General features: G+C 32.0%; 26 protein-coding genes and 1 pseudogene. 21 read left to right on the forward strand and 6 right to left on the reverse strand.

Features of this window, described 5'->3' with window-relative positions:
- Nucleotides 1–66 precede the first annotated feature (66 nt).
- Complete coding sequence (locus DN389_RS14190) at nt 67–1,293, reverse strand: MDR family MFS transporter (RefSeq protein WP_098802884.1); 1,227 nt, start codon at nt 1,291–1,293, stop codon at nt 67–69.
- 101 nt (nt 1,294–1,394) lie between these two features.
- On the opposite strand from DN389_RS14190, the gene DN389_RS14195 reads away from it, so the two are divergent.
- The 5 genes from DN389_RS14195 to DN389_RS14215 all read left to right on the forward strand — a co-directional run bounded on the left by DN389_RS14195 (nt 1,395) and on the right by DN389_RS14215 (nt 6,921).
- Nucleotides 1,395–3,131 carry an ABC transporter substrate-binding protein gene (locus tag DN389_RS14195; protein ID WP_149237293.1) on the forward strand — a complete coding sequence of 579 codons (1,737 nt, stop codon included), beginning with the start codon at nt 1,395–1,397 and terminating at the stop codon, nt 3,129–3,131.
- 157 nt (nt 3,132–3,288) lie between these two features.
- Nucleotides 3,289–3,912 carry a YhbD family protein gene (locus DN389_RS14200; protein WP_098802882.1) on the forward strand — a complete coding sequence of 208 codons (624 nt, stop codon included), beginning with the start codon at nt 3,289–3,291 and terminating at the stop codon, nt 3,910–3,912.
- A gap of 13 nt (nt 3,913–3,925) precedes the next feature.
- Entirely contained in the window at nt 3,926–4,636 is a 711-nt protein-coding gene (locus DN389_RS14205; protein WP_098189783.1) for a bactofilin family protein, read from the forward strand.
- 18 nt (nt 4,637–4,654) lie between these two features.
- On the forward strand, nt 4,655–5,362 hold the full coding sequence (locus DN389_RS14210; protein WP_098189784.1) for a cytoplasmic protein: 708 nt from the start codon (nt 4,655–4,657) through the stop codon (nt 5,360–5,362).
- A gap of 23 nt (nt 5,363–5,385) precedes the next feature.
- Nucleotides 5,386–6,921, forward strand: coding sequence for an MDR family MFS transporter (locus tag DN389_RS14215; protein WP_098189785.1), 1,536 nt, complete (start codon nt 5,386–5,388; stop codon nt 6,919–6,921).
- A 54-nt stretch (nt 6,922–6,975) separates the two neighbouring features.
- On the opposite strand, the gene DN389_RS14220 is transcribed toward DN389_RS14215, so the two are convergent.
- Nucleotides 6,976–7,296: a hypothetical protein gene (locus DN389_RS14220; protein ID WP_046954336.1), complete on the reverse strand. Its 321-nt coding sequence runs from the start codon at nt 7,294–7,296 to the stop codon at nt 6,976–6,978.
- 253 nt (nt 7,297–7,549) lie between these two features.
- Here DN389_RS14220 and DN389_RS14225 point away from each other — a divergent pair, with 253 nt between their 5' ends.
- Together DN389_RS14225 and DN389_RS14230 are read left to right on the forward strand one after the other, a co-directional pair.
- On the forward strand, nt 7,550–8,329 hold the full coding sequence (locus DN389_RS14225) for a BC_2878 family exosporium-associated protein (RefSeq protein WP_098802880.1): 780 nt from the start codon (nt 7,550–7,552) through the stop codon (nt 8,327–8,329).
- Between the two features lie 259 nt (nt 8,330–8,588).
- Nucleotides 8,589–9,359: a GNAT family N-acetyltransferase gene (locus DN389_RS14230; RefSeq protein ID WP_098189787.1), complete on the forward strand. Its 771-nt coding sequence runs from the start codon at nt 8,589–8,591 to the stop codon at nt 9,357–9,359.
- A gap of 118 nt (nt 9,360–9,477) precedes the next feature.
- On the opposite strand, the gene DN389_RS28445 is transcribed toward DN389_RS14230, so the two are convergent.
- Nucleotides 9,478–9,651, reverse strand: a complete 174-nt coding sequence (locus DN389_RS28445) for a hypothetical protein (RefSeq protein ID WP_088122379.1) — start codon at nt 9,649–9,651, stop codon at nt 9,478–9,480.
- Between the two features lie 247 nt (nt 9,652–9,898).
- The gene (locus tag DN389_RS14235) at nt 9,899–10,330 is read right to left on the reverse strand and encodes a GNAT family N-acetyltransferase (protein WP_060487105.1); all 432 of its coding nucleotides are present in this window, start codon (nt 10,328–10,330) and stop codon (nt 9,899–9,901) included.
- 829 nt (nt 10,331–11,159) lie between these two features.
- Between DN389_RS14235 and DN389_RS14240 the strand changes: the two genes are divergently transcribed.
- The 4 genes from DN389_RS14240 to DN389_RS14255 all read left to right on the forward strand — a co-directional run bounded on the left by DN389_RS14240 (nt 11,160) and on the right by DN389_RS14255 (nt 14,162).
- Nucleotides 11,160–11,792, forward strand: coding sequence for a spore coat protein (locus DN389_RS14240; RefSeq protein WP_149237294.1), 633 nt, complete (start codon nt 11,160–11,162; stop codon nt 11,790–11,792).
- Between the two features lie 366 nt (nt 11,793–12,158).
- Nucleotides 12,159–12,359 carry a spore coat protein W gene (locus tag DN389_RS14245; RefSeq protein ID WP_000342253.1) on the forward strand — a complete coding sequence of 67 codons (201 nt, stop codon included), beginning with the start codon at nt 12,159–12,161 and terminating at the stop codon, nt 12,357–12,359.
- Nucleotides 12,360–12,373: 14 nt separating this feature from the next.
- The gene (locus DN389_RS14250) at nt 12,374–12,826 is read left to right on the forward strand and encodes a spore coat protein (RefSeq protein WP_060631216.1); all 453 of its coding nucleotides are present in this window, start codon (nt 12,374–12,376) and stop codon (nt 12,824–12,826) included.
- Between the two features lie 475 nt (nt 12,827–13,301).
- Entirely contained in the window at nt 13,302–14,162 is an 861-nt protein-coding gene (locus tag DN389_RS14255; protein ID WP_060487101.1) for a DegV family protein, read from the forward strand.
- Nucleotides 14,163–14,193: 31 nt separating this feature from the next.
- Here the strand turns inward: DN389_RS14255 and DN389_RS14260 are convergent.
- Nucleotides 14,194–14,627 (reverse strand): annotated as a pseudogene (locus DN389_RS14260) (Lrp/AsnC family transcriptional regulator).
- Between the two features lie 142 nt (nt 14,628–14,769).
- On the opposite strand from DN389_RS14260, the gene DN389_RS14265 reads away from it, so the two are divergent.
- The 7 genes from DN389_RS14265 (at nt 14,770) to DN389_RS14295 (ending at nt 22,220) form a co-directional block, all read left to right on the forward strand.
- Nucleotides 14,770–16,038 carry an APC family permease gene (locus tag DN389_RS14265; RefSeq protein ID WP_098802876.1) on the forward strand — a complete coding sequence of 423 codons (1,269 nt, stop codon included), beginning with the start codon at nt 14,770–14,772 and terminating at the stop codon, nt 16,036–16,038.
- A gap of 114 nt (nt 16,039–16,152) precedes the next feature.
- On the forward strand, nt 16,153–17,742 hold the full coding sequence (locus tag DN389_RS14270) for a M3 family metallopeptidase (RefSeq protein ID WP_098189791.1): 1,590 nt from the start codon (nt 16,153–16,155) through the stop codon (nt 17,740–17,742).
- Between the two features lie 12 nt (nt 17,743–17,754).
- On the forward strand, nt 17,755–18,504 hold the full coding sequence (locus tag DN389_RS14275; RefSeq protein ID WP_060487098.1) for a WecB/TagA/CpsF family glycosyltransferase: 750 nt from the start codon (nt 17,755–17,757) through the stop codon (nt 18,502–18,504).
- A gap of 17 nt (nt 18,505–18,521) precedes the next feature.
- Nucleotides 18,522–19,901, forward strand: coding sequence for a 5'-methylthioadenosine/adenosylhomocysteine nucleosidase (locus DN389_RS14280; protein WP_060487097.1), 1,380 nt, complete (start codon nt 18,522–18,524; stop codon nt 19,899–19,901).
- Nucleotides 19,902–20,070: 169 nt separating this feature from the next.
- Nucleotides 20,071–20,775 carry an alpha/beta hydrolase gene (locus tag DN389_RS14285; protein WP_179955895.1) on the forward strand — a complete coding sequence of 235 codons (705 nt, stop codon included), beginning with the start codon at nt 20,071–20,073 and terminating at the stop codon, nt 20,773–20,775.
- A 389-nt stretch (nt 20,776–21,164) separates the two neighbouring features.
- The gene (locus DN389_RS14290) at nt 21,165–21,623 is read left to right on the forward strand and encodes a GNAT family N-acetyltransferase (RefSeq protein WP_098189793.1); all 459 of its coding nucleotides are present in this window, start codon (nt 21,165–21,167) and stop codon (nt 21,621–21,623) included.
- A gap of 99 nt (nt 21,624–21,722) precedes the next feature.
- The gene (locus tag DN389_RS14295) at nt 21,723–22,220 is read left to right on the forward strand and encodes a DinB family protein (RefSeq protein WP_149237296.1); all 498 of its coding nucleotides are present in this window, start codon (nt 21,723–21,725) and stop codon (nt 22,218–22,220) included.
- A gap of 45 nt (nt 22,221–22,265) precedes the next feature.
- On the opposite strand, the gene DN389_RS14300 is transcribed toward DN389_RS14295, so the two are convergent.
- The gene (locus tag DN389_RS14300; RefSeq protein WP_046954155.1) at nt 22,266–22,682 is read right to left on the reverse strand and encodes a hypothetical protein; all 417 of its coding nucleotides are present in this window, start codon (nt 22,680–22,682) and stop codon (nt 22,266–22,268) included.
- A gap of 121 nt (nt 22,683–22,803) precedes the next feature.
- Between DN389_RS14300 and DN389_RS14305 the strand changes: the two genes are divergently transcribed.
- From DN389_RS14305 to DN389_RS14315, 3 genes are all read left to right on the forward strand, one after another.
- On the forward strand, nt 22,804–23,451 hold the full coding sequence (locus DN389_RS14305; RefSeq protein ID WP_046959692.1) for a response regulator transcription factor: 648 nt from the start codon (nt 22,804–22,806) through the stop codon (nt 23,449–23,451).
- Nucleotides 23,444–24,820, forward strand: coding sequence for a sensor histidine kinase (locus tag DN389_RS14310; protein ID WP_098802871.1), 1,377 nt, complete (start codon nt 23,444–23,446; stop codon nt 24,818–24,820). Before DN389_RS14305 ends, DN389_RS14310 begins: the two co-directional genes overlap by 8 nt.
- 199 nt (nt 24,821–25,019) lie before the next feature.
- The gene (locus DN389_RS14315; protein WP_098189796.1) at nt 25,020–26,816 is read left to right on the forward strand and encodes a Xaa-Pro dipeptidyl-peptidase; all 1,797 of its coding nucleotides are present in this window, start codon (nt 25,020–25,022) and stop codon (nt 26,814–26,816) included.
- The last annotated feature ends 50 nt before the right edge of the window (nt 26,817–26,866 follow it).

The raw sequence follows: 26,866 nt of genomic DNA on the forward strand, positions 1-26,866 counted from the left end.
GTCACGAAAGTCTGGAGACTTTTGTGACATCCTTCTTTTTACTGTTAAAAGGATGAGGGACGCAGCCTATAAAACATGGGGAGTATGTTCTGAAATATCTTTTTTTATTTTATTACGCTCTAAATTTTGAACAAAAAGAGCTTGAATAATCCCCCCAATTATTAAGAAACAAGCACAAATATAAAATAGCATACTACCGTTTAGTTTACTTAGTAAAACCGCACCAATAACAGGACCACACGTTCGAGATATATCCCAATGTAATCCATAAATTGAAAAATACAATCCACGTTTATCTGTAGGAGCGATTTCTGAAACGAATCGAAGTAAATGGTTGAAAGCAATACTTTCTCCAATGACTAAAAAGAGTAATGTGAAAAATAGTGACAAGATTGTTGCTGAAAATCCGTAGCCAATTGCAGCTATCGTAAAGCAGGTGTAAGAAATAAGTATAATTTTCGCCATAGAAAATCGTTCAGACCATTTCACGAGAAAGATTTGCAGAATGATTTCCATAATAGCTTTGCATGTTGAAATAAAAGCAAGCATGAATACGAAATCTGGAAATATATCTTTAGCGAAAATGCGATAATTTGTCTCAGTTTGAGCATAAAAAAAGCTAATAGGAATTGTAGAAATCATAAGTCCCAAAACGGCGTAATGTTTGTGTACAAATTGTTTTGGAGATGATACTTCAAATTTTTGCTTTGGTGTTGTAAGTACTGGAGCAGTTTCTGGGAGCTGCGTCCATACAACTACTGCATATACCATAAGTGTAATGCTTTGCATTATAAATAAATATTCAGGGTGAGTTTGATAAAAGATAGCACCAATTATTGGACCAATTACGGAACCAATTGCAGCCATCGTATGCAAAAGAGCAAAAATTTCTGCTTGTTGTTTTTGTTTTGTTAAATCAGCAATTTGTGCCCGTTGAGCGGGAATATATAAGGAACGGCCAACCCCGTTTATGACGTATAACAATGCAAATATAAAAACGGATTGAGCAAAGACGAAACAGCCGATTGCAATGCCTTGTAGTAATAAGCCGAGTAACATAATTTTTTTTCGTCCATATTTATCAGTAACTCCCCCAGCAATAATTGTAAATAAAATATCTGAAAGCGGTTGTAATCCGAAAATGAGCATGGTTATTATTATATTACCGTTTAACATTTTATTAACGTAAATAATCATAATGATGGCTAACATAGATTCAGTCGTTCGGGTTAATAATTCGCCCCACAGTCTTATAATGATTGGTTTATTATAACGTAGTAAAAGATTGTTCAATATTAATTCCTCCTTTCTATATTGAAATGATAAGATGAAAGGAGAATTGGAAAAAGGGTAGAAAGAATAAGGAGTATTTTTCACCTTTTAGGGGGAATATGATGTTTATTTTAGATCAATACATTGAACTATGGTGTGCCTATGGTAAAGGGAGACAAGAAGGAGAACAATTAGAAGTAACCGTACAAATGATAGCAGAAACATTATTTTGTACGGAACGTAATAGTAAATTAATAATAAAAAAATTAGAAGAACTACGTTGGATTACTTGGTTTCCAGGGCGTGGAAGAGGGAATCGTTCTAAACTAATATTTCAAAAGCAACCGATGACATTAATTTTAGAAAAAGGAAAAGAATTAACGAAAAAAGGAGATGTGAAAAGTGGAATCTCATTTGTAGAACGCTACAGCTCACAATTTCCATCAATAAAGAAAGAGTATGAAGCTTGGGTAGATTCCATATTTGGTCATCAAATAGAACGGACACCTGAAGGAAGAAAAGACGTACTTCGTTTACAAGTACAAATGAACCTGGACATCGCTTTAGATCCAGTTTACGCTACGATGCGCTCAGAATGTCATATGGTTAAACATATTTTTGATACACTCGTATATGTGAATGAGGAAACAAATTGTATAGAGCCAAGACTTGCTTTTCACTGGCAATATAATGACGCTGACAAGGTTTGGACATTTTATTTAAGAAAAGGCATTTATCTTCATAATGGAAAACGACTTACTGCACATGATGTTATCCATTCATTGAATCGATTTATGAAAACTGAAAACAACCCACATGCATGGATGTTACAACATGTTGAAAGCGTCCGTGCAGTGGATGAATGTGTTGTTGAAATTCAATTACATACGGAAAATAGGATGTTTTTACATATGCTAAGTGCAGAACAGTGTTCTATCGTAAATGAAGATGAAGCAGGAAACTTTATTGGTACAGGACCTTTTATATTACGCGAGAAAAATGCACAATTATTTGTTTTAGAAGCACATGATTTATATTATCGTGAAAGACCTTTCCTTGATCGAATTGAACTGTTGAATGTGGAGCAAAGTGTAAATACATATGACGTGTTAGTAAAGGCGCAGTATAAAGATAAAGAAAAACATAATAAAGAAATTTCTCGGCTTGAATCGAACGTAACATATGTAACGTGCAATCTTGTAAAAGAAGGACCAATGCAAGATGAGCTACTTCGAAAGGCGCTACATCAAATTATTCATGGCGATAAAATTGTTCAAGAACTCGGCGAAGAACGCGGAGAAGTGGCAAAGAAACTAATATTAGCAAATGAAAGCATAGTAGAAATTGAGGAAGATATAGAAAGTTTAATTAAGAGAAGTAAATATCATAATGAAGTGCTACAACTTTATACATTTACAGGACGAGATCACGTTGAAGATGCACAATGGATACAAAAAGAGTGTGCGAAGTACGGGATTTATGTAGAAAATAATTTTCTTGAAATAGAAGATTTATTAGAAATGAGTACGATACAAAAGGCTGATATGATGCATGATAGTGCAACAATTAGCGAGCGAATAGAAGATAGTCTGCTTTATATGTATCTGACAAAAAACAGTTTTATTCATGGGCAAAGCAGTATGGACTTTCATAAAACGTTGTTCCCATATTTTAAACAAGAACAATTAGAGAATAGAGTTACATTGTTACGCGATATTGAGGACACTTTGTTACGTCATATTCATATTATTCCTTTATACCGTAACAAACAACAAGTAACTTCTCATGAAAAAGTACAAAATATAATGATTAATTCACAAGGATGGATTGATTTTTATGAAATATGGTTTACATGTTGATATATAAGGGTTTTTACGCATTTATAGGATGCATAAAAACCCTGTTTTTGTGTGTGAAACAGGTTTTTTTACACACTGTTACGCCACTTATGATAAAAGTCTATTTACAGCGTAACAGTGTTATGTTACATTGTTGTCAGGAAGGAGTGTTATACAGTTGAGTACAGATTTAATTTCAAAAAAAGATTTATTAGAACTAACTGGTATTTCATACGGACAGTTATATAGGTGGAAAAGAAAAAATTTAATACCGGAAGATTGGTTTGTACGAAAGTCAACATTCACGGGTCAAGAGACATTTTTTCCGAAAGAAAAGATATTAGAGCGTATTGATAAAATCCAAACGATGAAAGAAGATTTATCACTTGATGAACTAGCAAATATGTTTTCACCGAGTGTTAGAGAAATTCTTTTAACAAAAGAAGACGTCTTACGTAAAGGAATTGCATCAGAGCCAGTTTTACAATTCTTCATAGAACAAATGAATAAAACAACAGAGTTTCAATTTGTAGATATTCTTTATGTGTATATGTTAGAAGAGTTACTACAATCGGGAGAGATTAGTTTAGAAGAAGGAAAAATGGTCTTGCAAGTTTTACGTGAAAATTATGAAGCGATTAAGCATAAAACTTGTGACTTAATCATCGTCCGAAAGTTAGGGATTTCTACATGTTTCTTAGTTTCAAACGTGGAAGATTTAATTTTTGAAAAAGGTACCAAAATTGTTTTACGCGAAGCGATTATGAAATATACCCAAGCATTAAAAACGAAACTGTTGTAGTGGAGGAGAAAGTATGCGTACAGATAATTTGATTATAAATGGTTACGGTTCATCGAATGGCGGCGAGTTTCATAAAGTGCAATTAAATGGAAAAGGGACTGTTAATGGAAATATTGAATGTGACCAATTTGAATGTAACGGATATGGTGCTGTTACTGGAAATTTGAAAAGTAGCAATGCAAGAATTAGTGGATCAGGTAAAGTTGATGGTACAGTTATTGCGGAAACGATGCGAATTGATGGGAAAGCAACAATTACGCAAGATGTGAAGGCGAACAGTTTAAAAATTGCAGGAAAAGGTACAGTAGGTGGAAATGTAACTGGTGAAGAATTTAAAGTCAATGGTCAAGCGACGATTGATGGGAATTGTGAAGTGGATACTTTTTCTTCAGAAGGACAATTTACAATTGGTGGATTATTAAGCGCCGATGAAATAAATATTAATATTCACGGTACATGTCGAGCGAAAGAAATTGGTGGTCAAACGATTAAAGTAAAACATAGACTAAGTACTTTTAGTAGACTGTTTAAATCAGTATTTGGTATGCAATTAGAGGCTGAACTATTAGAAGGTGACAATATCGATATTGATTATGCTCACATAAAAACGGTAAGAGGAAACAATGTTACAGTAGGAGCGAACTGTGAGATTGAACTCATTGAATATACGGGTGTTCTTACTGTCGATAAAAGCGCAAATGTAAAAGAAATTAAGCAGGTTTAATGGGAGGGAGAAAGTAATATGGAACATCAACATAGTCTTACTGTCAATGGCTCTGGTAGTTCAGCAGGTGGGGATTATAACAAAGTGAAGATACGCGGCGAAGGAACGATTTCTAATGATATGAGTTGTAATGAATTTAAAACATACGGAACGAGTGATGTACAAGGTAATATGAAAGTGAAAAATTATGTTGTGTATGGAGATAGTGAAGTACAAGGAAATGTAACTGCGGAATATGTAAAAGTATACGGAAATACACAAATGAATAGTGATGCCCATATTGAAAAAACGAAAGTAAGAGGTATGATAGAAGTTAAAGGGAAGTTTACTGGTGATTTCGTAGATGTGAAAGGCGCTTTAAATGTGAAAGGAGATATTGAAGTTGAAGAACTATCACTAACTGGTGGCCTTGAAAGTGATGGATTACTTAATGCTGAAAATATTGAAATTTCACTTCGTTATGAAGGCAGCAAAGTGAGAGAAATCGGCGGTAAAAAGATTACCGTTCGTAAAAAAGCGAGATTTATTCCATTTACAAGTCATGCTGGAAGCCTCCAAACGTCTATCATTGAAGGAGATGAAATTTATTTAGAGCATACGATTGCTGAAGTAGTAAGAGGAAACAACGTTACTATTGGTCCAGGATGTGAAATTAGTGTTGTAGAATATCATACTAGTTTTAACCAAAAAGGGAATGCAGTCGTAAAAGAACATAAACAAATATAAGTAGTACGAGGGAGAGTAAGGTTATGGTTGAGAAGAATAATAAGCTCGGCTTTATTGTGGCGGGCTTATTGCTAGGTATTTTAATGGCATCAATGGATAATACCATTGTCGTAACGGCGATGGGAACGATCGTTGGTGACTTAGGAGGCCTTGAAAATTTTGTATGGGTTGTTTCTGCCTATATGGTCGCAGAAATGGCAGGTATGCCGATATTTGGAAAACTATCAGATATGTATGGTAGAAAGAGATTCTTTATTTTCGGTTTAATCGTCTTTATGATTGGTTCGGCACTTTGTGGTACTGCTGAAAATATTACACAGTTAGGTATTTATCGTGCCATCCAAGGTATTGGCGGCGGGGCATTAGTGCCGATCGCGTTTACTATCGTTTTTGATATTTTCCCTCCAGAAAAACGCGGGAAAATGGGTGGATTATTCGGAGCAGTATTTGGTTTATCAAGTATTTTTGGTCCGTTGCTTGGTGCGTATATTACAGATTACATAAGCTGGCACTGGGTATTTTACATTAACTTACCGCTTGGCGTTTTAGCACTTATTTTTATTACATTCTTTTATAAAGAATCACGAGTTCATAGAAAGCAAAAAATTGATTGGTTTGGCGCAATTACTTTAGTTGGTGCAGTAGTTTCTCTAATGTTTGCTTTAGAACTAGGTGGACAAAAGTATGATTGGGATTCTAACTTTATATTAAGTTTATTTGGCGGATTCGCTATTTTAATTATTGCATTTATTTTTATTGAGCGTAAAGTAGAAGAACCGATCATTTCATTTGAAATGTTTAAACAACGTTTATTCGGAATGAGTACCATTATTGCATTATGTTACGGTGCTGCGTTCATGTCAGCAACTGTATACATACCGTTATTCATTCAAGGTGTATACGGTGGTAGCGCAACAAACTCAGGATTATTACTTTTACCGATGATGTTAGGATCAGTCGTAACAGCGCAGTTAGGTGGATTTTTAACGACGAAGCTTAGCTACCGAAACATTATGATTATTTCTGCTGTTATTATGCTAATTGGACTATTCTTATTAAGCACATTAACGCCAGAAACAAGTCGTATATTATTAACGGTTTATATGATTATTATTGGATTTGGAGTAGGTTTCTCATTCTCTGTACTAAGTATGGCAGCTATTCACAACTTCGGTATGGAACAGCGCGGATCTGCAACTTCAACGAGTAATTTTATTCGTTCATTAGGAATGACACTTGGTATTACAATCTTCGGAATGATTCAAAGAACAGGTTTCCAAGATCAATTAGAAGAAGCTTTTAAAGGTATGAGCGGAGGAATGAATACAAACGTTTTAGGAGATTCAAGAGCTATTCTATCAGAATCGGCAAGATCTCAAATCCCGCCGCACATATTAGATAAAATTATTGACGCTCTTTCTAGCTCCATTGTTCAAACATTTATGTGGGCATTAGTACCAGCAGGTCTAGCATTCATATTTATTTTCTTTATGGGAAATGAGCGTATGGTAATTAAGAAACAGCAAACGAATAAAAAGAGTGAAACATCAAAAGCGTAATGAAAAAGCTCCTTTCCAATTGGAAAGGAGCTTTTTCGTATGTACGGATTTAGATTAGCCTTCGATAATTTCGTATTCTTCGTCTGCTAATAATAAAATTTGTGTTTTCTTACCTTTGTTTTGAACTTCGATTACATCGTATGCACCTAAGTCTCTTAGTTTGTTTTGAGAAGCGTTAACCATAACTTCCATAGAATCAATTAAGATATCTTCTTCAATGTATGATTCAGGCAATGCCATATCTTCTGTTTCTAATACACATGCATATAGATTTTGTAAGTTTTCAGTAGTTGGGTTTTGTTCCTCAACATCAATGATGTTCTTTACTGCATCCATATTTTCTTCTTTTGCTTGGTATACTTTAATTTTAGCCATTGTTTTATTCTCCTTTATAACGTAATCGTAGAGGCTACACCTTATTATAACGTTTTTTTCATGAAAGATGAAATTGTTATATGTATTTATAGGGAAATTTATGTGCTATTACTCATTATTGGCGTAATTTCATTATTAATGTGATAAGTAAGTACCTATATTCCTGAGTTAAAGTTATATTGTCCAAGCTTTTTTATACTCCGTTCATAGTATATGTATTAGATAAAACATATAGGGAAGGGATGGAGTGTAAGTGGGTTGTGAGCCGAAACGAAATTATCAATGCTGCCAAAATAGTATTTGTGAATTTTTGCGAAGTCTAGAGCCTTTTACAAAAGTTGAGAGTATTGTAATCGCCGGAAACGAAATTGTAGTATCTTATTTTCTTTCATTTAATAAGAGGAATGGTATCGTATCCTTCGTACAAGAGGACAATGAGGTTATCTTTGTAGATTGCTCTAGGATTGATGCAATTCGAATAGGAAAAGTTTGTAGTTGTAAAACGAAAGTTAAATTTATTGAAGAGGATTTTAGTTTGCTTGGAAATGTTTGTCCGCAATGTTTAACAGAGGGTAGTACACTCTTTTTTGACTTTTACAATCCAGAATTGAATTTATCACTACAAGCAAAAACAATTGATGTACCTAGTTGTACTGAATTTATAGATGAGATGGGGAATGTCGTAAAGCAAATTACTATAATAGGTGAAGCGATTGTTTCTAAAGATTTTGTTCAAGTGCCGGAACTATTAAACTTTCGATTAGTTTTATCTGATACGGCTACGAATCCTTTAAAGTTTGGAATACTGTTCATTAATTTCCCTGATCTTACGTTTATTATTCTTTTCGCATCGAGTGGATACCTCAATATTTCGAACTGTTTGAAAATTAAGAGTGGAACTGGTAATGCTGAAATAGAAGATATGAAAAAGATGGTGACGAATGACAATAATACGTACATGTCAGTTGTTAAATTGACTAAAGTATATAAAAATGGAGAAACAGAATCATATATTTATAAGAATGAGTTATAACATACGTATTTAAATGAACCCTCAAACGAGTATTGAGGGCTATTACATAATAAAAGATGATAATCGGTTACATGTAGATTGCAAATTATTATTAAGTATATTTACTGTTAACCTTTATACAGGACAGTCGCTTACTATTTATTAGATGTTATAATAATTTTATATTTACGAATATTTTACGATTATATATAGTTTAATAAACTTTTGTTTATATATGAAAAGTAGAGTTAAACTGATTCCAAAGAAAGCGGGAATGTAAATGATATATGAAGCGAGTATACATACGAGAGAAAAATTAGTTACTATGTTCGAGGATTTCAATAACGTTGTTTTACTTTCTTATTTACAAGGACATATGGGTACTGCTTGGGTAAATGATCTTGAAAACCCAACAGTAGCGCAAGTTACGGTAGGGATTTTCACATTTTATGCTGGGGATCCAAATAGGAAAGAAACAGAAGAATTACTACGTAACATTCCTGATAGAATGTTAGTAATCGTAAATAGTGAAGAGTGGAAAAAGCGTTTAGAAACATTTTACGAAAGAAAAATAGATAAGTTTTTACGCTATAAATTCAAACGTAATGCGGAAGTTTTTAATCGTTCAAAATTACAATCTTTTATATCAGCGCTTCCAAAAGGATACGAGTTACGAAGAATAGATGAACATATCGTAAATATCCCTACACTACATAAGGTCTCTGAAGATTTTACAAGTCAATTTCAATCAGTAGAAGATTATTTAAAACGAGGTATAGGGTATAGTATTTTGTACCAAGGTGAAGTTGTATGCGGTGCATCATCGTATAGCATTTATGATAATGGGATTGAAATCGAAGTGGCGACTGATCACAATCATAGAAGAAAAGGGTTGGCGACTATAGTTAGTGCAGCGCTAATCTTGTCCTGTTTAGAAAAAGAGATATATCCAAACTGGGATGCTGCGAATACTACGTCTGCTAAACTGGCAGAAAAGTTAGGATATGCTTTTGATAAGGCGTATGATACGTATTTTGTGGATAATAGATGAAATTGTTTTAAATAAAAGAGCAGATAGCAAAAGCTAACTGCTCCTCTCCAAAGCAGAATGGAGAAATACAATCATGTTACTTACATTATTGACAGAACAGTAATTTTTAATCCAATAACTATAAAAGTTTAGATAAAATATCTTTGATTAAACCTGAGGCACCGATAAAGAGTACTGATAAAAAAACGATTGAGAATATACTTTTTTTAGGTTTTTTAAATTCTAGGTAAATGTTAAAAATAGCACCAATTGCAACTACAATAAAGATAACGAGTCTTATTACATCTATCATGAATAACGCTCCTTTTAATTACTTAATTGTATTATATAGGAATTCACCTTCAGATTAGTTTATTGGAATACGAATTAAGGTAATTTTAAACAAAATAATCTTTTATACAAAAGTAAGGTTAGTGGAAAAAGGAAACGTATGTAGTAATTGTATAACTTGTAGAAGCTGATGGTGACCAAATAAAGTACGGTTATTATTTGAGTGGTCTAGTAATTTATATTTTTGTATACGCTCTCTTTAGGCATACTTACAACTTAAATAATAAAACATGCTTATCATAATGATCTAAACACCAATTATATTTTTTTAGAATAATTGGATGAACTACTTCTTTCGTAGTATCAACCTCAGTATAGCCATATTTCTTATAAAAGTTTTGTAATTCCTCAAAAGGAAGACAGTATACATGTTGTACTTGTAATTTCTTCGCAGTTTCTACTAAAAATGAAACAAGTTCCCCAGCTAATTGTAGGCCTCTAAATTTAGTGAGAATAAAAATCCCGCCCATTTCTATCGTATCTTCATCTATTTGGACTAATCGGCCAACACCTGCATACTCGTTGTTGTAAGTAATAATTGCAACTTTATCCCTTTTTAAATCACTTCTTACAAAACCTATTGAGTCATATTGATTATTAATCCATTCTAAATCATTAGATGTGGCTAGTTGAATACTCATATACACCCTCCTTCAGAATACTAGCTCTATCTTCAGTATATAGAACGTAAGATGCTATATCAAAAAAAACTAGCTATAGCACATTTGTTTAAGTTATTAGTTGAAGGTGTGGGTTTGTTGGTATTGAAATGATAGCTTCACCAAACAGAGGATAATAACCTTGTGAATTTAGTGTTACATAGTCAAAATGAAAATTAGTTCATGCGTTCGGTAACGCATTATTGTTTAAGCGTATAGAGTTTATAGGGTTAGTAGCTACTGTATTAATTGAAACTATTAAGGAAAATTGGTAATCATCAGTCTGAGTGATAAAAATCCTCCAGAAAAAGAAAAGGGATATAAATATAAGAGCACTTCGAAAAGTGCCCTTCAGTAACGACTACTCATTCTAAAAAGAAAGGATGCAATATATCATATGAAGTTAAGTGTATTTAATTATGGGCCTTTATATAAAAGTTTTATTTTGTTTTAAATAAATAGGCGGTTGTTTCCTCAACTACCTTTCAGTAAAACAAAGCACTTTTTCTGAAATAAATTATGGATGGTTCCTCAAAAAGGCTATAGGATATACTCATATTTTTATAACTAAAGTGACGAGCTTAGGTTATAAGAAAGGAAAAATTATATTGTATGAAATCTATTCTAGAATAGTCACAAAAAAAGCTGTCTTCCTATTAGAAGGCAGCTTTTTGTTATTAGAAAAAAGAATTAGAAATAAAATAAAAATTCAAGTTACTTGTCCAAACAATATTTTTTAAAATACATAAAATGCTAGTAGTTAGCCAATATTGTCATATTGCTAATTTTTTAGACTACAAGGGGTGATTTTATGTGTGATTGTGAAGTTTGTAGAAGAAAGAAAAACCGAGATCCATTAAATCGGGAGTTTGAGCCGAAAAAACGAGTTTCTGAGCCATTAAAACAGGAGTGCGAACCAAAAAAAGGGGATTCTGAGCCAATAAAACAGGATTGCGAACCAAAAAAAGGGGATTCTGAGCCAATAAAACAGGATTGCGAACCAAAAAAAGGGGACTCTGAATCAATAAGACAGGATTCCGAAATATTAAATTCTTATTCATTTAGTAAAAATTCAAATTTTTTAGAGGAAGCTATACAAGCAGATGAAATCGATCAAGTTTCTGAGGAATATATTGAAATAGTTGATTCAGCAGATGTACAAGTTACTACTACAGATACAAAAGCTGCGCTATCTATTCAAGCGGCATTACAAGCAGCTATTGTGGTTGTAGTAAGTATTTCTATAGCAGATAGTGAAAAGGCAGATAAAATAACACAAGAATTATTTCAAAAATCATCTATTAAACAAATTAATAGACAAAAAACATTTATTAAAAATTCCAGAAACGTAACCGTAACAACTACTGATACAGATATTGCAGTGAATGTTCAAATTCTCCTTCAAATTTTATTAGCTTTATTAGTTAAACTAAACATTTTATAATGTTTCTAATCTGTTTATATTTAGCTATAAGGGTTCACTCTAAGTAAATATTTTTTGTTGTAATATATGTGGTACAAGCTTGGAATTCTTATTATGACTGAATTAATATTCAATATTAATGGGAAAGTAAGTGTGGAAAACTGCAAAATAGCAAAATTTAAATACATTATTTAACAGTAAATGAAACTTATGTTTATGTGAAGGAAAGCTGTCTTCTTATTAGAAGCCAGCTTTTTGATTTTATTAGTAAAAATAAGTGGAAATAGAAGATTGAGTTACTTGTCCAAGCAATTTTTATTAAATTACATATAATGCTGGTAGTTATTTAAAAATTTTATAGAAAATTGATTGGAGTGAATATTGTAAATGGATGATTTAAACAAATTTTCTTCCTTTAAGTTTGATAAGGATCAAAAGAATATAATCATAGACCTTTTACTCTCAGATATTTTTAATAGGCATGGGATAAATGAAGAAAAACTAAAAAATTTATCGCCAGAAAAAAAGCAGCAAATTAAAAGTATTGTTTCTGAAATACAATCACAAGTTAATAATTATTTAGATTGAAAGGGGGTGAACGTATGGACAAAACATGTCATTCAGATGAAAATAAAAAGTGGAGTGCATTAGATTACTCAAATCCTCATCCATCTTTTAAAAATGCTAGCGTTTCAGAAGCAGCTGCGCAAGAAAGTAAAACTTACCAAATTTCTGAAGAATCAATTACAATTGTTGATTCAGCAGATGTAGAAGTTACTACTACAGACACAAAAGCTGCGTTATCTATTCAAGCTGCATTACAAGCAGCTATCGTGGTGATAATAAGTATTTCTATAGCAGATAGTGAAAAAGCTGATCGTGTTGCACAAGAATTGTTTCAAAAATCATCTATTAAACAAGTTAATAAACAAGAAACTGTTATTAGAAATTCTAGAAATGTTACAGTTACGACTACGGATACAGACATAGCAGTAAATGTTCAAATTCTTCTCCAAATTTTATTAGCTTTACTAGTAAAATTAAATATTCTATAAAATATTTAACCTGTTTTTTATATATGCTGCTTCTTAGTGATAAATATTCACTGTTTTAATTCTAGTACAGGCTATAAATATTAATCATAACTGGAATAATATTTAACATTGCATAAATAATAATGTAAACAAACAATGTGATGGAAAATAAAGTTTGGTTATTTTTTAAAAAATTTAAAAGCCGTTTCCTTTATTGGATTTGGCTTTTAAATTTTAAATAGTATAAATTTGAAAAGACTATATTGAATTAAAAAATAAAATATATAAATGCAAAATAATTATAAAATCATTTGTGTTATAGAAAGAATAATAAATAGTTAAAATAGAATGATTTTTAGTAAAGGTTCAAGTTTTGAAGAATAGTGCATACAATATAAAGTGTTTTCCTTTCTTCATTTAAGTTTTACGTATATAATTTAAAAGTACTATTTTTTATTTTATTATTTTATATTTATAACAGAATAGAGGTTTAAAAATGGGTGTTAAAATCATTACGGATAGTGCGGCGGATTTACCAGTAGAATTGCTGCAAGCATATGATATTGATTTAATTCCACTCCGTGTATATGATGAAGCAGAAACAGAGTATTTAGATGGAGTTACATTAGAGTCAGTTACATTATTGCAAAAAATGAGAGAAGGCGCTGTTTATAGAACGTCGTTGCCTTCACTTGAAACTTTCCAAGAAAAATTTGTTTCTTATGCAAAAGAAGGTAATCCTTGTATATATTTAGCTTTTTCATCTGAACTGTCTGGTACATATCAATCATCAGTTGTCATTAAAGAGGAAGTAAAAGAAACATATGCAGATTTAGATTTAGAAATTATTGATACGAAATGTGCTTCGCTTGGTCAAGGTCTTGTCGTTTTAGAAGCTGCTAAAATGGCAAAAGGCGGCGCATCAAAAGAAGATATTTTAAACCGTGTCGCTTTTCTAATGAACCATATGGAGCACATCTTCACTGTAGCTGACTTACAGTACCTTGTTAGAGGTGGACGTTTAAGTAAAGTAGCTGGTTTTATCGGTGGTTTACTAAACATTAAGCCTATCTTAAACGTGGAAGAAGGAAAACTTGTACCACTTGAAAAGGTAAGAGGGAAAAAGAAAGTATTAAGCCGAATTGTTGATATTATGGAAGAGCGTGGTAAAGACCTTAAAGGTCAAACAATCGGTATGACTCATGGTGATGACTTAGAAACAGCTGAAGCATTAAAATCATTAATTACGGAAAGATTCGGTTGTGAAGTATTTATCGTAAATACAATTGGTGCAGCAATCGGAGCACATACAGGACCTGGCGTTATAACGTTATTTTTCTTAAATGAAGTAGAGTAAAGGATTGATCATTTGATCAATCCTTTTTTCTTTAATCTGTGATTACCGGTCGATATGGTATTGGTGAAGATAAAATCATCGAAGTTTTGACTGTTCCAAACGGAATAACGATATCAATTAATTCTTCTAATTCCTTCATAGAGTGAACTGCTACTTTTAAGTAATAGCTACTTTCACCTGTTACTCGGTGACATTCAAGTATTCTATGTTCTCCGTATATTTTTTCCTCAAATTTTTTACAAGGAATCTTTAGATTTTCAATTCTTAAAAATGCTTGAATTGATTTTCCAACAGCATCTAATGATATCCGTGCGTATATTTTTCAATTATTCCAGTATCTTGTAATCTCTTTAGTCTTTCGGTAACACTAGGGCGGCTGAGGTGTAAGTGTTCGGTCATTTCTGTAATTGTCATTCTGGCATCTTCTTGTAGTAATAGCGTTATTTTCTTATCAATTTCATCCATGAATTATGCTCCTTTGCAAAATTAAAAGTAAATTTCTTAAACAAATACATAATATAAAATCCTATGTTAAATTACATGCACTTTTGTATATTGAATAGATTGATAACTTTCTATAATTAAAATATAAATGGAGGTGCATGAAATGTCTAATCATTTTGATGAAACAATTTCTATTAAAAAGGGAACAGCCTTATACGTCGGAGCGGTTTTAGGATCAGGAATTCTTATATTACCTGGTATGACAGCGAGTGTTGCAGAAGGGAATGCGATTGTTTCTTGGCTTATTATGATATTACTTAGTATTCCACTTGCATTCACATTCGCTTTTTTATCGATTGAGTACTCAAGTGCAGGTGGAATTGCCACGTTTGCAGAAAAAGCTTTCGGTAAAAATATAGGTGCTATTATAGGATGGTGTTTCTTTATTGCAGGTAGCATTGGACAAATCGTAGTCTCAATGACTGGTGGAATGTATATAGTGAGAGTGTTTGCTTTATCATCATATTTTTCTTACGTTATAGCGCTTATTATTTTAAGTATTTCAATAGGTTTCAATTTATTCGGGTTAAAAACGAGTGGATCGTTTCAAATATGTATTGGTGTATTAACTTTCTTTATTTTAATTGTAACAGTTATTAGTTCACTACCTTATATTGAAATGAAAAATATAAATATACATATTTCTATGCAAGAAATAAATCCGATTTTAGAAGCATCATTATTAATTTTTTGGTCTTTTTTCGGCTGGGAAGCTATTGCAAGTTTAGCTCCAGAATTTAAAACACCTAGAAAAAGAAATATTATTCTATCTACGGGATTTGCGATTATAATTATTGGAGTTTTATATATAGGTATTGCATTATCAGTAATTGGAACGAAATCCTATCATATAAATGCTGATAATACTACAGCTCTTGTGCTTGTAATGAAGCAAGCATTAGGCGACCAATTTGCATGGATAATTGGATTTGTAGCTTTTATCATTTGTTTAGGGACGACAAATGCATTTATCGCAAGTATCGGGCGCTTAGGTTATTCACTAGGAAAAGAAGAAGTTGCACCGTGTTATTTAGCGCAGATTAATAAAAAAAGAGAAACACCAACAAATGCAGTAAAAGTTGTAAGTTTTATTGCAATAATAGGTTTGTTAATAAGTTTCGTTTTCCATATTAGCATAGATAAAATTGTTTTAATACCGAATTCGTTGGGGATTGTTACATACATAGTCGGTACTGCAGCTGGAATGAAATTAATAAGGAATAGGTTAGGTAAAATTTTTTCTATAGTAGCTTTTACATGTTGCGTAGTAGTTTATCCTTTTATTGGAGGAGTAATACTGATTCCAGTAGCTGTATCGTTTATCTGTTTATGCTATGTACGTTGCAGTAGCAGAAGAAAAGAATATAAATAAGAATGCGTTTGTAGAAATCTAAATATTTAAAGATATTAAATTTTTTACATTTCGTTTATAATTGTGAGGGTGAATATCTGTAACTATTTGTAAAAATAGGAGGCGGCTATAAAAATGCATGAAATTACTAGGTGGGATTTAGATCGATTGTATCCAATTGAGGATATTGTAACTCCAATATTGAGGTTGAAAGAACAATATTATGCGACAAAAGATGTAGAGATTCTTTCAAAACTTATACAATCTATTGAAAAAGCAGAATACTATTTGTATTGCCGATCTGCTGAAGAAAGTATTTCATCTGACCTTACTATATCGACTATGACAGTAAAAGATTTGAAAAAAGAAGTACAGCAAGTAATACAGAAAAGTGAAATGGAAACTTCCAATAATCTTAATACTAATTTAATAAAAGATGAACTTGGTGCATGGGAAAATATGTACATACAATTAAGAAATAAGATAGAAATAGAGCACAATAATAAGCAAATATCATTTGGACAAGCGAATAATATTGCAATGAATAGTGATAATGAAAAGGAAAGAGTAGAAGTATTCGAGTTATTAACAAATGCCTTACATAAGGAAAAAGAAATTTTTGCTACTGTATTAAATCAAATAGGGAGAATACGTAATACAAAGAGTAATGAATTAGAAGATAGACGGATTTTAACGCAATCTCTACATGCGAATGGTATTACTGAAACTGTATTATTACAAATGTGGAATGCGACAGAAGAAAATCTAGATAAATTAGTTAGTGCTTTAAATGTGTATAAGAAAGGTAGAGCTTCGATTACATGGCATGAACTTATGACAGTAAAGGAAAATAATGAGGTTATTATTCCTTTTTCAGTAGCAGTACAAAATATATATGATGCATTAAAAAATATAGATGAAGAATTAGCAGAATTTGCACGGAATGCAATAGAGAATGGATGGGTAGATGCGGAACCGAGAGATAATAAACCACCAGGTGGGTTTTGTGCTCCTTTTTTCAGTGAAAAAGAATCACGAATCTCTATGCGTTATGACGGAAGTATCGATAGTGTAAGAGTACTTGCGCACGAACTAGGACATGCTTGGCATTTTTATAATATGAGTTTTGAACAATCTACTTCTTTTTTAGATGATTATTTGCCAATGAGTACAGCTGAATCAGCGTCTATTTTCTTTGAAACAGTACTTTTAAACTATCTAATTCAAACAACAGATAGTTTAGATATGAAAAAGTCATTACTTAGTTGGAAAATAAGAAACTGTTTTAATTATGTAATGGCAATACGAGCATCGTTTGAATTTGAAAAAAATTTTTATGAAAATTGTAAAGAAGGTCCTTTAAGTGCTGATGAAATTGAGAAATTATCTATAGTAGCGCAAGAAACAGTATACGGGAATGCATTATCAGAATATCAGCCGTTTGTTTGGATGAAATATGTTCAGTTTTATATAGCAGATGTTCCTTTTTATAATTATCCATACACATTTGGGTATTTAGCTAGTTTTAGTTTATTAGAAATAGCTAATGAAAGTAAAAGTGCTTTTCATTTGAAATATAAAAAATTTTTACGAGAAACAGGAAAAGCTCCGGTGGAAGAACTGATGAAAAAACATTTTGAAATCGATATAACAAGTTATGCATTCTGGGATAAAGCTTTTAGACAAATTTCTAAAGATGTTGATGAATATTTGAGGCTTATGTAAGGAGAGAGTATAGTGGATCCCCAACTTATAAAGGGAATACCTTTTTCAACTTTAGAATATGAAAAAGCTATAAGTTTATTAAAAGGTTGGCTACATGAACAACAAGAGAAACCAAGGTTTGTAGTAACTGCAAATCCTGAAATTGTTATGTCTGCAAAGGAAAGCACGGCTAAATCAAAGCAGTTTAAAAAGATGTTACTTTCTGCAGATTTAATAACAGCGGATGGGATTGGCGTCATAATAGGCTCGAAAATATTAAAAGGAACTTTGAAAGAACGTGTTACTGGGGCAGATATCACTCACGATTTAATAAAATATTGTAATGACAATGAATATCGTGTCTTTCTTTTTGGAGCTGCGCCAGAAAGTAATAAAAAGGCACTAAAAAAATTAAATGAGCAGTTCCCAGGAGCACAGTTTAAAGGACAGCATGGATTTGTAAATGGCGAAGAAATAGAAGAAGTAAAAATGAAAATTAAGCAATTCAAGCCGCACTTATTACTAGTAGGACTAGGTTCACCAAAACAAGAAGAATTCATCTATGAAAACATACAAACATTAAACGTGCCGCTATCTATTGGTATAGGAGGCATGATTGATATAATATCTGGTACTGTAAAAAGAGCACCCAAAATTATGAGGGATACAGGAACTGAATGGCTGTATAGGTTACTTTCGCAGCCGAAACGGTTAAAGAGACAACTCGTACTTCCGAAATTTTTATTGTCGGTTATGTCTGAAAGAATTAAAGGGATTAATTAATAAAGGAGACTACATTCATGAACAGAATCGGCATTATCGGAGCAATGCAAATCGAAATAGACTTACTTTTAGAAAAACTAGCTATACAAGAAGAACAGACGATTGCGGGAATGCCTTTTTACATTGGCGAATTCATGGGAACAAAAGTAATTATTACACGTTCTGGTGTAGGGAAAGTAAATGCAGCCGCATGTACACAAACATTAATTTATAAATTTCATGTAGATGCTATTATCAATACGGGTATTGCTGGAGGGTTACACCGAGATGTAAAAGTTGGTGATATCGTTATTTCAACGAATGTTACCCACCATGATGTAAGTAAAACTCAAATGAAAAACTTATTCCCGTTCCAAGAAGAATTTGTCGCAAGTATGGAATTAGTTGAGTTAGCACGTACAGCATGCAATAGTAGTAGTTTACATATAGGGGTTCATGAAGGAAGAATCGTCAGCGGTGAATGTTTTGTTGAGGATTCAAGACTAAAAGCGAAATTAATAGACGAATATGCACCACATTGTACAGAAATGGAAGGTGCAGCAATTGGCCATGTTGCTTACATAAATGAAGTACCATTTCTCGTTATAAGATGTATTTCTGACAGTGCAGATGATGAAGCGCAAATTTCTTATGACGACTTCGCGAAAACTGCCGCAAATTATTGTTCAGAAATTATCGTTGAGATGCTGAAAAATATATCGAGTAAAACTTATAGTTCAAAAGGGGAGAATGACATGTTACAAGCATTAATTTTTGATATGGACGGAACGTTATTTCAAACTGATAAAATTTTAGAATTATCGTTAGATGATACTTTTGATTACTTAAGATCACTACAATTATGGGATGCGGTAACACCTATTGAAAAATACCGTGAAATTATGGGTGTGCCTTTGCCGAAAGTTTGGGAAGCTTTATTACCGAATCATTCTATTGAAGTAAGAGAACAAACAGATGTATATTTTTTAGAAAGATTAATTGAAAACATTAAGAGCGGAAAAGGTGCTTTATACCCGAACGTAAAAGAAGTTTTTACATACATAAAAGAAAATAATTGTTCAATATATATTGCTAGTAATGGTTTAACTGAATATTTACGAGCAATCGTATCTTATTATGATTTAGAACAATGGGTTACTGAAACATTTAGTATTGAGCAAATAAACTCACTTAATAAAAGCGACTTAGTAAAAAGTATTTTAAACAAATATGATATAAAAGAAGCAGCTGTAGTTGGGGACCGGTTATCTGATATAAACGCAGCTAAAGATAATGACTTGATTGCGATTGGATGTAATTTTGATTTTGCGCAAGAAGATGAACTTGCTCAGGCGGATTTAGTAATAGATGATTTACTTGAGTTGAAGGGAATATTGCCTACTGTGCAGAGATTATAAATTCATTTAAAAAATCATATAATATTTTAAAAATCCTTCTTCCACGAACGGAGTATAATTTATTTGTGATAAATTATCAATAGTTTAATTTTTCAAAAAATGAGTAGAGGATTATAAAGTGTGTGCAGTTTTTTGCCAATTCCTATATATATTATTCTACGGAGGAAATATGCTTAAAGATAATTTTAACATTAGTAATATTCCCGCGATTTTGTGGGGAGATAAAAGTGAAAAAGTTTTTATTGCAGTACATGGAAATATGTCAAATAAGGAAGATACAGTTGTTCAAATATTAGCTGAAGAAGCTAATCAAAAAGGTTATCAAGTATTAAGCTTTGATTTACCTGAGCATGGAGACAGAAAAAATGATAATATTCCTTGCAAAGTACAGTTTTGTGTTAGTGAATTATCTATAATTATGAATTACGCAAAAGAACATTGGAAAGAAGTAAGCGTGTTTGCATGTAGTATAGGAGCTTATTTTAGCCTTTTAGCTTATCAAAATGATGTGATAGAAAAGACTTTATTTTTATCACCAGTAGTTAATATGGAACGAATTATCGAAAATATGATGAAATGGTTTAATGTAACACCAGAGCTTTTGCAAAAAGAAATGACTATAGAGACACCAATTGGTCAAAAGTTATATTGGGATTATTTATGTTATGTAAAAGAACATCCTATTAATACATGGAATACAGATACATATATTATGTACGGATCCAAGGATGAACTGTGCGAATTTGAAACTATTAACTATTTTACAAAAAAACATTGTTGTAAATTAGAAGTCATGGAGACAGGTGAACATTATTTTCATACTGAAGAACAGTTCAAGATATTTGAACAGTGGTTACACAAACATATCGATTAACAAATTATAATTTATCTTGAACCTGTTAGAGAAGAATAGTGAATATATAAACTAATATTATATTTGAGAGACATTATAAATGTAAAAGTATTCACTTAAACAAACAATTGCCTTAGTTCAATAAGAATTAAACAACTTTATTAATGATTTTTGAGTACAAATATCTTCATATGTATAGAAATTAAACAACTTTAAAGAGCTTTACCACACACTAGAGTGTAGCAAGGCTCTTATATTTTCATAATAAAATAAAGCAACTATATTATCGATTTACATCTGAAGTGAAGAATACGCACACTACGAATTAAATAAAATAACAACCATAAAAATGCTCAGAATAAATAATTCTTGAGCATTTTTACGTATTTTTATATTAAGGGGGAATTTACTTGAAAGATATACATATTCAACAAATTGAAGATTTAATGAAATACGAGCACGATTATCTTGTTCAAGAAAGCAAAGAAGAAGGATTTAATTTCTTAATAAAACTAATAAGTGAATATGAAAATAAAATAAACATATTTAATAAAACTGGAGAATGTTTATATGGTATTTTTCAAGGGGAAAAGTTAATTGGAATAGGAGGGTTAAATGAGGACCCATATACAGAAAACAATAGGATTGGTAGGATAAGGAGATTTTATATTGCAAAAGAATACCGAAGGAAAGGATTAGGGAGGTTACTGTTAGTGCGAATTTTAGGCGAAGCGAAAAAATATTTTAATATTGTTGTCTTACATACAGATACAGAACAGGGTGACAAATTTTATACTTCGAGTGGATTTGTGAAAGGGATAAAATATGTGGGAGCAAGCCATTATTTGAACTTACATAAAAGGATGTAGTGAATTAATATTTATCTCTCTAACAGAACTTTTGTTCGTTTTTGTATAGATTGATGGTATAATTTATTAGAATCTATTATTAGAATGGGGAATTAGATAATGGGAGAGAATAAAATTATTAATGATTTTAATGAATATTCAATTTGGTTAAATACATTGAAAGGTATGAAAGAGGAATTGTGGGTGGCTCCAATATCAGAGGGGAAATGGACTATTGGCGAGATCATATCACATATTATGAACTGGGATGACTATCTTTTATGTGAGACATTATCATCAGTGAGAAATGGACAGGGAATGGAGTTCCCTGATTTTGATACATATAATAAACTAGCATCTAATTATGCTAAATCAGGTATATCTAAGGTGAAACTTCTTGAAGAAGCAAAAGCTAAAAGAGAATTACTCGTAAAAGAACTTAGATTACTACCAGATGAAAATCTAAAGACACCTTTAACAGCCAATGGGGTATCACACTGTCCTCATACTGGAACGCCGTATTCTCTTATATATATTATTAAAGAATTTATAGATCATGATAATCATCATAAAAGACAGGTTATTCATTTTTCAAATGAAAATGTAGTTGCTAACTGATAAATAAAAGATCCCGCAAATGATATTTGTGGGATCTTTCTTACATTATAATTTAACATTCATTTGTTTCAATAATCCCTTCGGATCACCTTTCACATAATAAAAATGCGGATTGTTTTCATCATCGTAAAGCATAATATAAGGTTTTTGATTAAGCGGGAGGAGAATAAGTACTTCATCAATTGTTGTATGTAACCATTGATTTGTAATAGAAATTGGTTTAGATAATGGGATTTTTATCATGTGACCATCTTTTGGAACGACGTTTAAGTTTTTGAACGGGCCAGTAATGGATTTAGCGTATTGAACAGCTTCTTTTTGAATAGCTGGATCTAAAGATTGTTTTTGAACGACCATTTCTTTTTGACAATCAAACACTTCAATTTGTTGATTTGTATTTGCGAACACATTTGTTGATAATAAGAAACAAAGAAGAGTAATAACCCCGATTTTTTTAATCATAATACAACACCTCGTTTTTACTATACCCTTAAAACGTTCAAATATTTTTCTGTCACATTGATGTAACAAAGAAGTTGTATAATACAATTGGTTTTTGTTTAATAGCAATGGAGGATAATGTATGAGAGTATTAATAGCAGATGATGAACAAGATATGTTAAGGATTTTAAAGGCTTATTTCGAGAAAGAAGGCTTCGAAGTTTTATTAGCAAAAGATGGAGAAGAAGCACTTCAAATATTTTATGATGAAAAAGTTGATTTAGCTGTTTTAGATTGGATGATGCCGAAACATAGTGGTATTACTGTCTGTCAGGAAATAAAAAAGAATTCAAGCGTTAAAGTATTAATGCTTACAGCGAAAAGTGAAAGCGAAGACGAATTAGCGGCGCTTCAAAGTGGTGCAGATGAGTACGTAAAAAAACCATTTCATCCAGGCGTATTAATAACTAGGGCGAAAAAGCTTATACAGCATGATGATGTCATTCAAGTTCAAGATTTGAAAATAGATTTCACTAAAAATAAAGTTTATAAAAATGACAAAGAGTTAGATATTACAAAAACAGAGCTAGAATTAATAAAGTGTTTTTTAAATCATAAAGGCATGATTTTAACTCGTAAAAAATTGTTAGATATCGTATGGGGATTTGACTATTTTGGAGAAGAGCGAACTGTTGATACACATGTAAGAAGATTACGTAAAAAAGTAGGAGAAAATATTATAAAGACGCATCGTGGTTTAGGATATAGTTTGGAGGAGCAGAGTGAATAAACTTGGAAAAAAGCTATTTCTCAGCATTTCTTTAACTGTTATTCTTATTTTTACAATCTCTTTATTATTAATTAACTATCTTTTACCGAAATATAATATTTACAAAACGCGAGAAAGTTTAGAAGGTATTACAGCACAAATACAGTCCATACCGAGCGAACAACTGGATGAAGCAATTACTAGCATTGAAAATAAAGGAAATGTTACGATTGCGTATACATTAATTAACAATTCGGAAGATCGAATTAATGATGAGTTACGTATGCAACTTACAAGGAAAAGAGTTGCCCTTAATAAACTTTGGATTACAAAAGAAGAAGTAATGAAAGTGAAGAACTTCGGGCAATCGAATAAAATATATGATCAAGAAAAGATTAAATCTAGTTTTTTTGTGAAATACATTGCGAAAGACGATATGTTAATTTTAGTAGGAGTTTCGATCGCACATTCTAATGAAGTAATAAAAACGTTAAATTCATTTTATTTTTACATTTTTGGCATTACGATTTTTCTCATTATCGTACTTGTATGGATACTTTCAACAACAATCACCAGACCATTGAAAGAATTAAGTAATGTTGCAGAAGATATTTCAAATCTGAAATTTGAACGAGCGAAAGTGAAAACAAATGATGAAATAGGGGACTTAGCTAATAGTATTAATATCATGAGTGAAAAACTAAATGAAGCGCATGAAGATTTAACAGATCGAAATGAACATTTAAAACGATTTATGGGTGATGTGACGCATGAATTAAAAACTCCAATCGCATTAGTGAAAGCATATTCTATGGGAATAAAAGATGGTTTAGATGATGGTACATACATAGATACAATCATTAAACAAACTGATCACATTTCAAACCTAATTGAAGAGTTATTACGATTTTCTAAACTAGAAAGAGATGTTTTAGAAAAAGAAGAATTCGATATTAAATCACTAGTCCAAAGTATATTAGATAAGCATAAAATTGAACTGGAGTCGAAGGAAATCGATTTGCAAGTGAACTATAATGTTGGCGATGCAGTTGTTTATGCTGATGTAAATAAAATGAAAATGGTGTTTCAAAATTTAATATCTAATTCAATAAAATATACAGCAAATCAAAATATAAAAATTACTTTAGAAGATCGAAATGAAAATATATATTTTCAAATTCAAAATGGTATGAATGCTGAACAAATGAAAGATATCGATAAAATTTGGGAACCTTTTTACGTCTTAGAATCTTCTCGTAGTAAAGACCATTCTGGTACAGGACTAGGTTTAGCGATAGTGAAAAGTATTTTAGAAAGACATGGTTTTGATTATGGAGTCTCTACAATAGAGGGAGATATAAGATTTTATATTAATATGAAGAATGACTAATTCGAAACTATAAAAAGCATCGTCTATTATTAGGCGATGTTTTTTTGATTATATGAGAGTAGTAAATCAGAATGTATAACCTCGAAAGCTCGTTTGAAGAGTGTTCTACAAATTTTTCAAGTTGTTGCATGAAATACAAACTGAATTTTCTGTTATTTTGTTGTATAGTAAAAGGAGACATATATGGGGAGGAAAAAGTATGGGGAAAAAGAAAATAGCAATTACATTATCAACAATCTTATCTTTATCAGTCACATCAGGAGTTTCTAGTATGACTGCGTATGCAGACAAGAAAGAAACAAACTACATAAATGAGAATGACGTGAAGTTAAATGGGAAAGGTGCAGAAGGACTACAATCAAATACGAAGATTGAATTAGAAAATGGGATGACAAAGCCGATCTACTCGCTTGATGAAGCAATTATCGAAAATTTATTTGTAGAGACGGAAGTTGATAGTGATCGAGATGGAAAAAAGGATCGTGTATCAGTAAAAGTTATGCGTCCAAAAACTGATTCAAATGTGAAAGTTCCCGTTATATATGAAATGAGTCCATATCGATCTGGCTTAAAAGATGTTCCTGTATATAATGTAGATGAAGAATTGTATGCGTATGAAGGGAAACCGTATGGAGCTGTTAATCTTGGTTCATACGGAAATTATTATGTGCCAAGAGGCTATGCAGTCATTTTAGGTGAAAGTATAGGAACTGGAAAATCAGATGGATGTCCAACTACTGGGGATGAGCAAGAAATATTAGGGACGAAATCTGTCATTGATTGGGTAAATGGGCGTGCGAAAGCATATACAGAAAATGGTGAGGAAGTTAAGGCTGATTGGTCAACAGGAAATGTAGGTATGACAGGTGTTTCTTATAATGGTACGTTACCAAATGCAGTTGCGACGACTGGCGTGGAAGGGTTAAAAACAATTATTCCAATCGCAGCGATTAGTAGTTGGTATGATTATTATCGTGCAAACGGTGCAGTCATTGCGCCTGGTGGATACCAAGGAGAAGATACAGATAACATGGCAGAAGCAGTTCTAACAAGAGAAAATCCTGAAGTTTGCGGACAAGTAATAAAAGAGCTAACAGCTGGACAGGACCGGAAAACTGGTAATTATAATGATTTTTGGGATAAACGTAATTATGTAAAAGATGCTAAAAACGTAAAAGCGAGTGTATTTGTTGTTCATGGTTTAAATGATTGGAATGTAAAGACGAAGCAGTTTGCGCAGTGGTGGGAAGCACTTGGAGAAAATGATGTCCCTCGTAAAATGTGGTTACATCAAGGTGGACACGGTGGAACATCAACAAATGATTGGCAAAGAACACAAAATAAATGGTTCGATTACTGGTTGTATGGAATTGAAAATGGGATTATGAATGAACCAATGGTGGATGTACAACGTGAAAATAAAACTTGGGATAAAATAAAAAATTGGCCGGATCCAGCAGCTGTACCGTCAAAAGTTCGTATGTATTTAAGTAACAAAGCAGTTAATTTGCCATTAAGTATGGGCTCTGCAAATAAAGTTTTCTCATTCGTGGATGATGCAAAAATGAAATCAAATCAATTAATAGCAAACCCAGAATTAGAAGTAGCCAATCGATTAGTGTATACAATGCCTGCACTTCAAAAAGATACGCGTATAAGCGGTACACCAAAGATTTCAATTACAGGAAATATTGATCGATCTGTATCAAATTTAACTGCTTTACTTGTTGACTATGGTGGAGCAAAGCCGGAAATTGTAACGAGAGGCTGGATGGATCCACAAAACTTAAAGAGTATAGAAAATTCAACAGCGATTCAACCGGGCAAAGATTATACATTCACATGGGATATGCAGCCTGATGATTATGTATTTAAAGCGGGGCATCAAATAGGGGTCATTTTAATCGCTAGTGACTATGATTATACGATTAGACCGAAAGCGGGCACGAAGCTTACAGTAAAATTAAGTGAAGTAACATTGCCGATTGTGAAATAAATAGTTATGAATAAAGAGCTTACTGCATAGTAAGCTCTTTAAACTTTGAA

This window comes from Bacillus sp. AY3-1, assembly GCF_008368785.1.
Classification (GTDB): Bacteria; Bacillota; Bacilli; order Bacillales; family Bacillaceae_G; genus Bacillus_A; species Bacillus_A wiedmannii.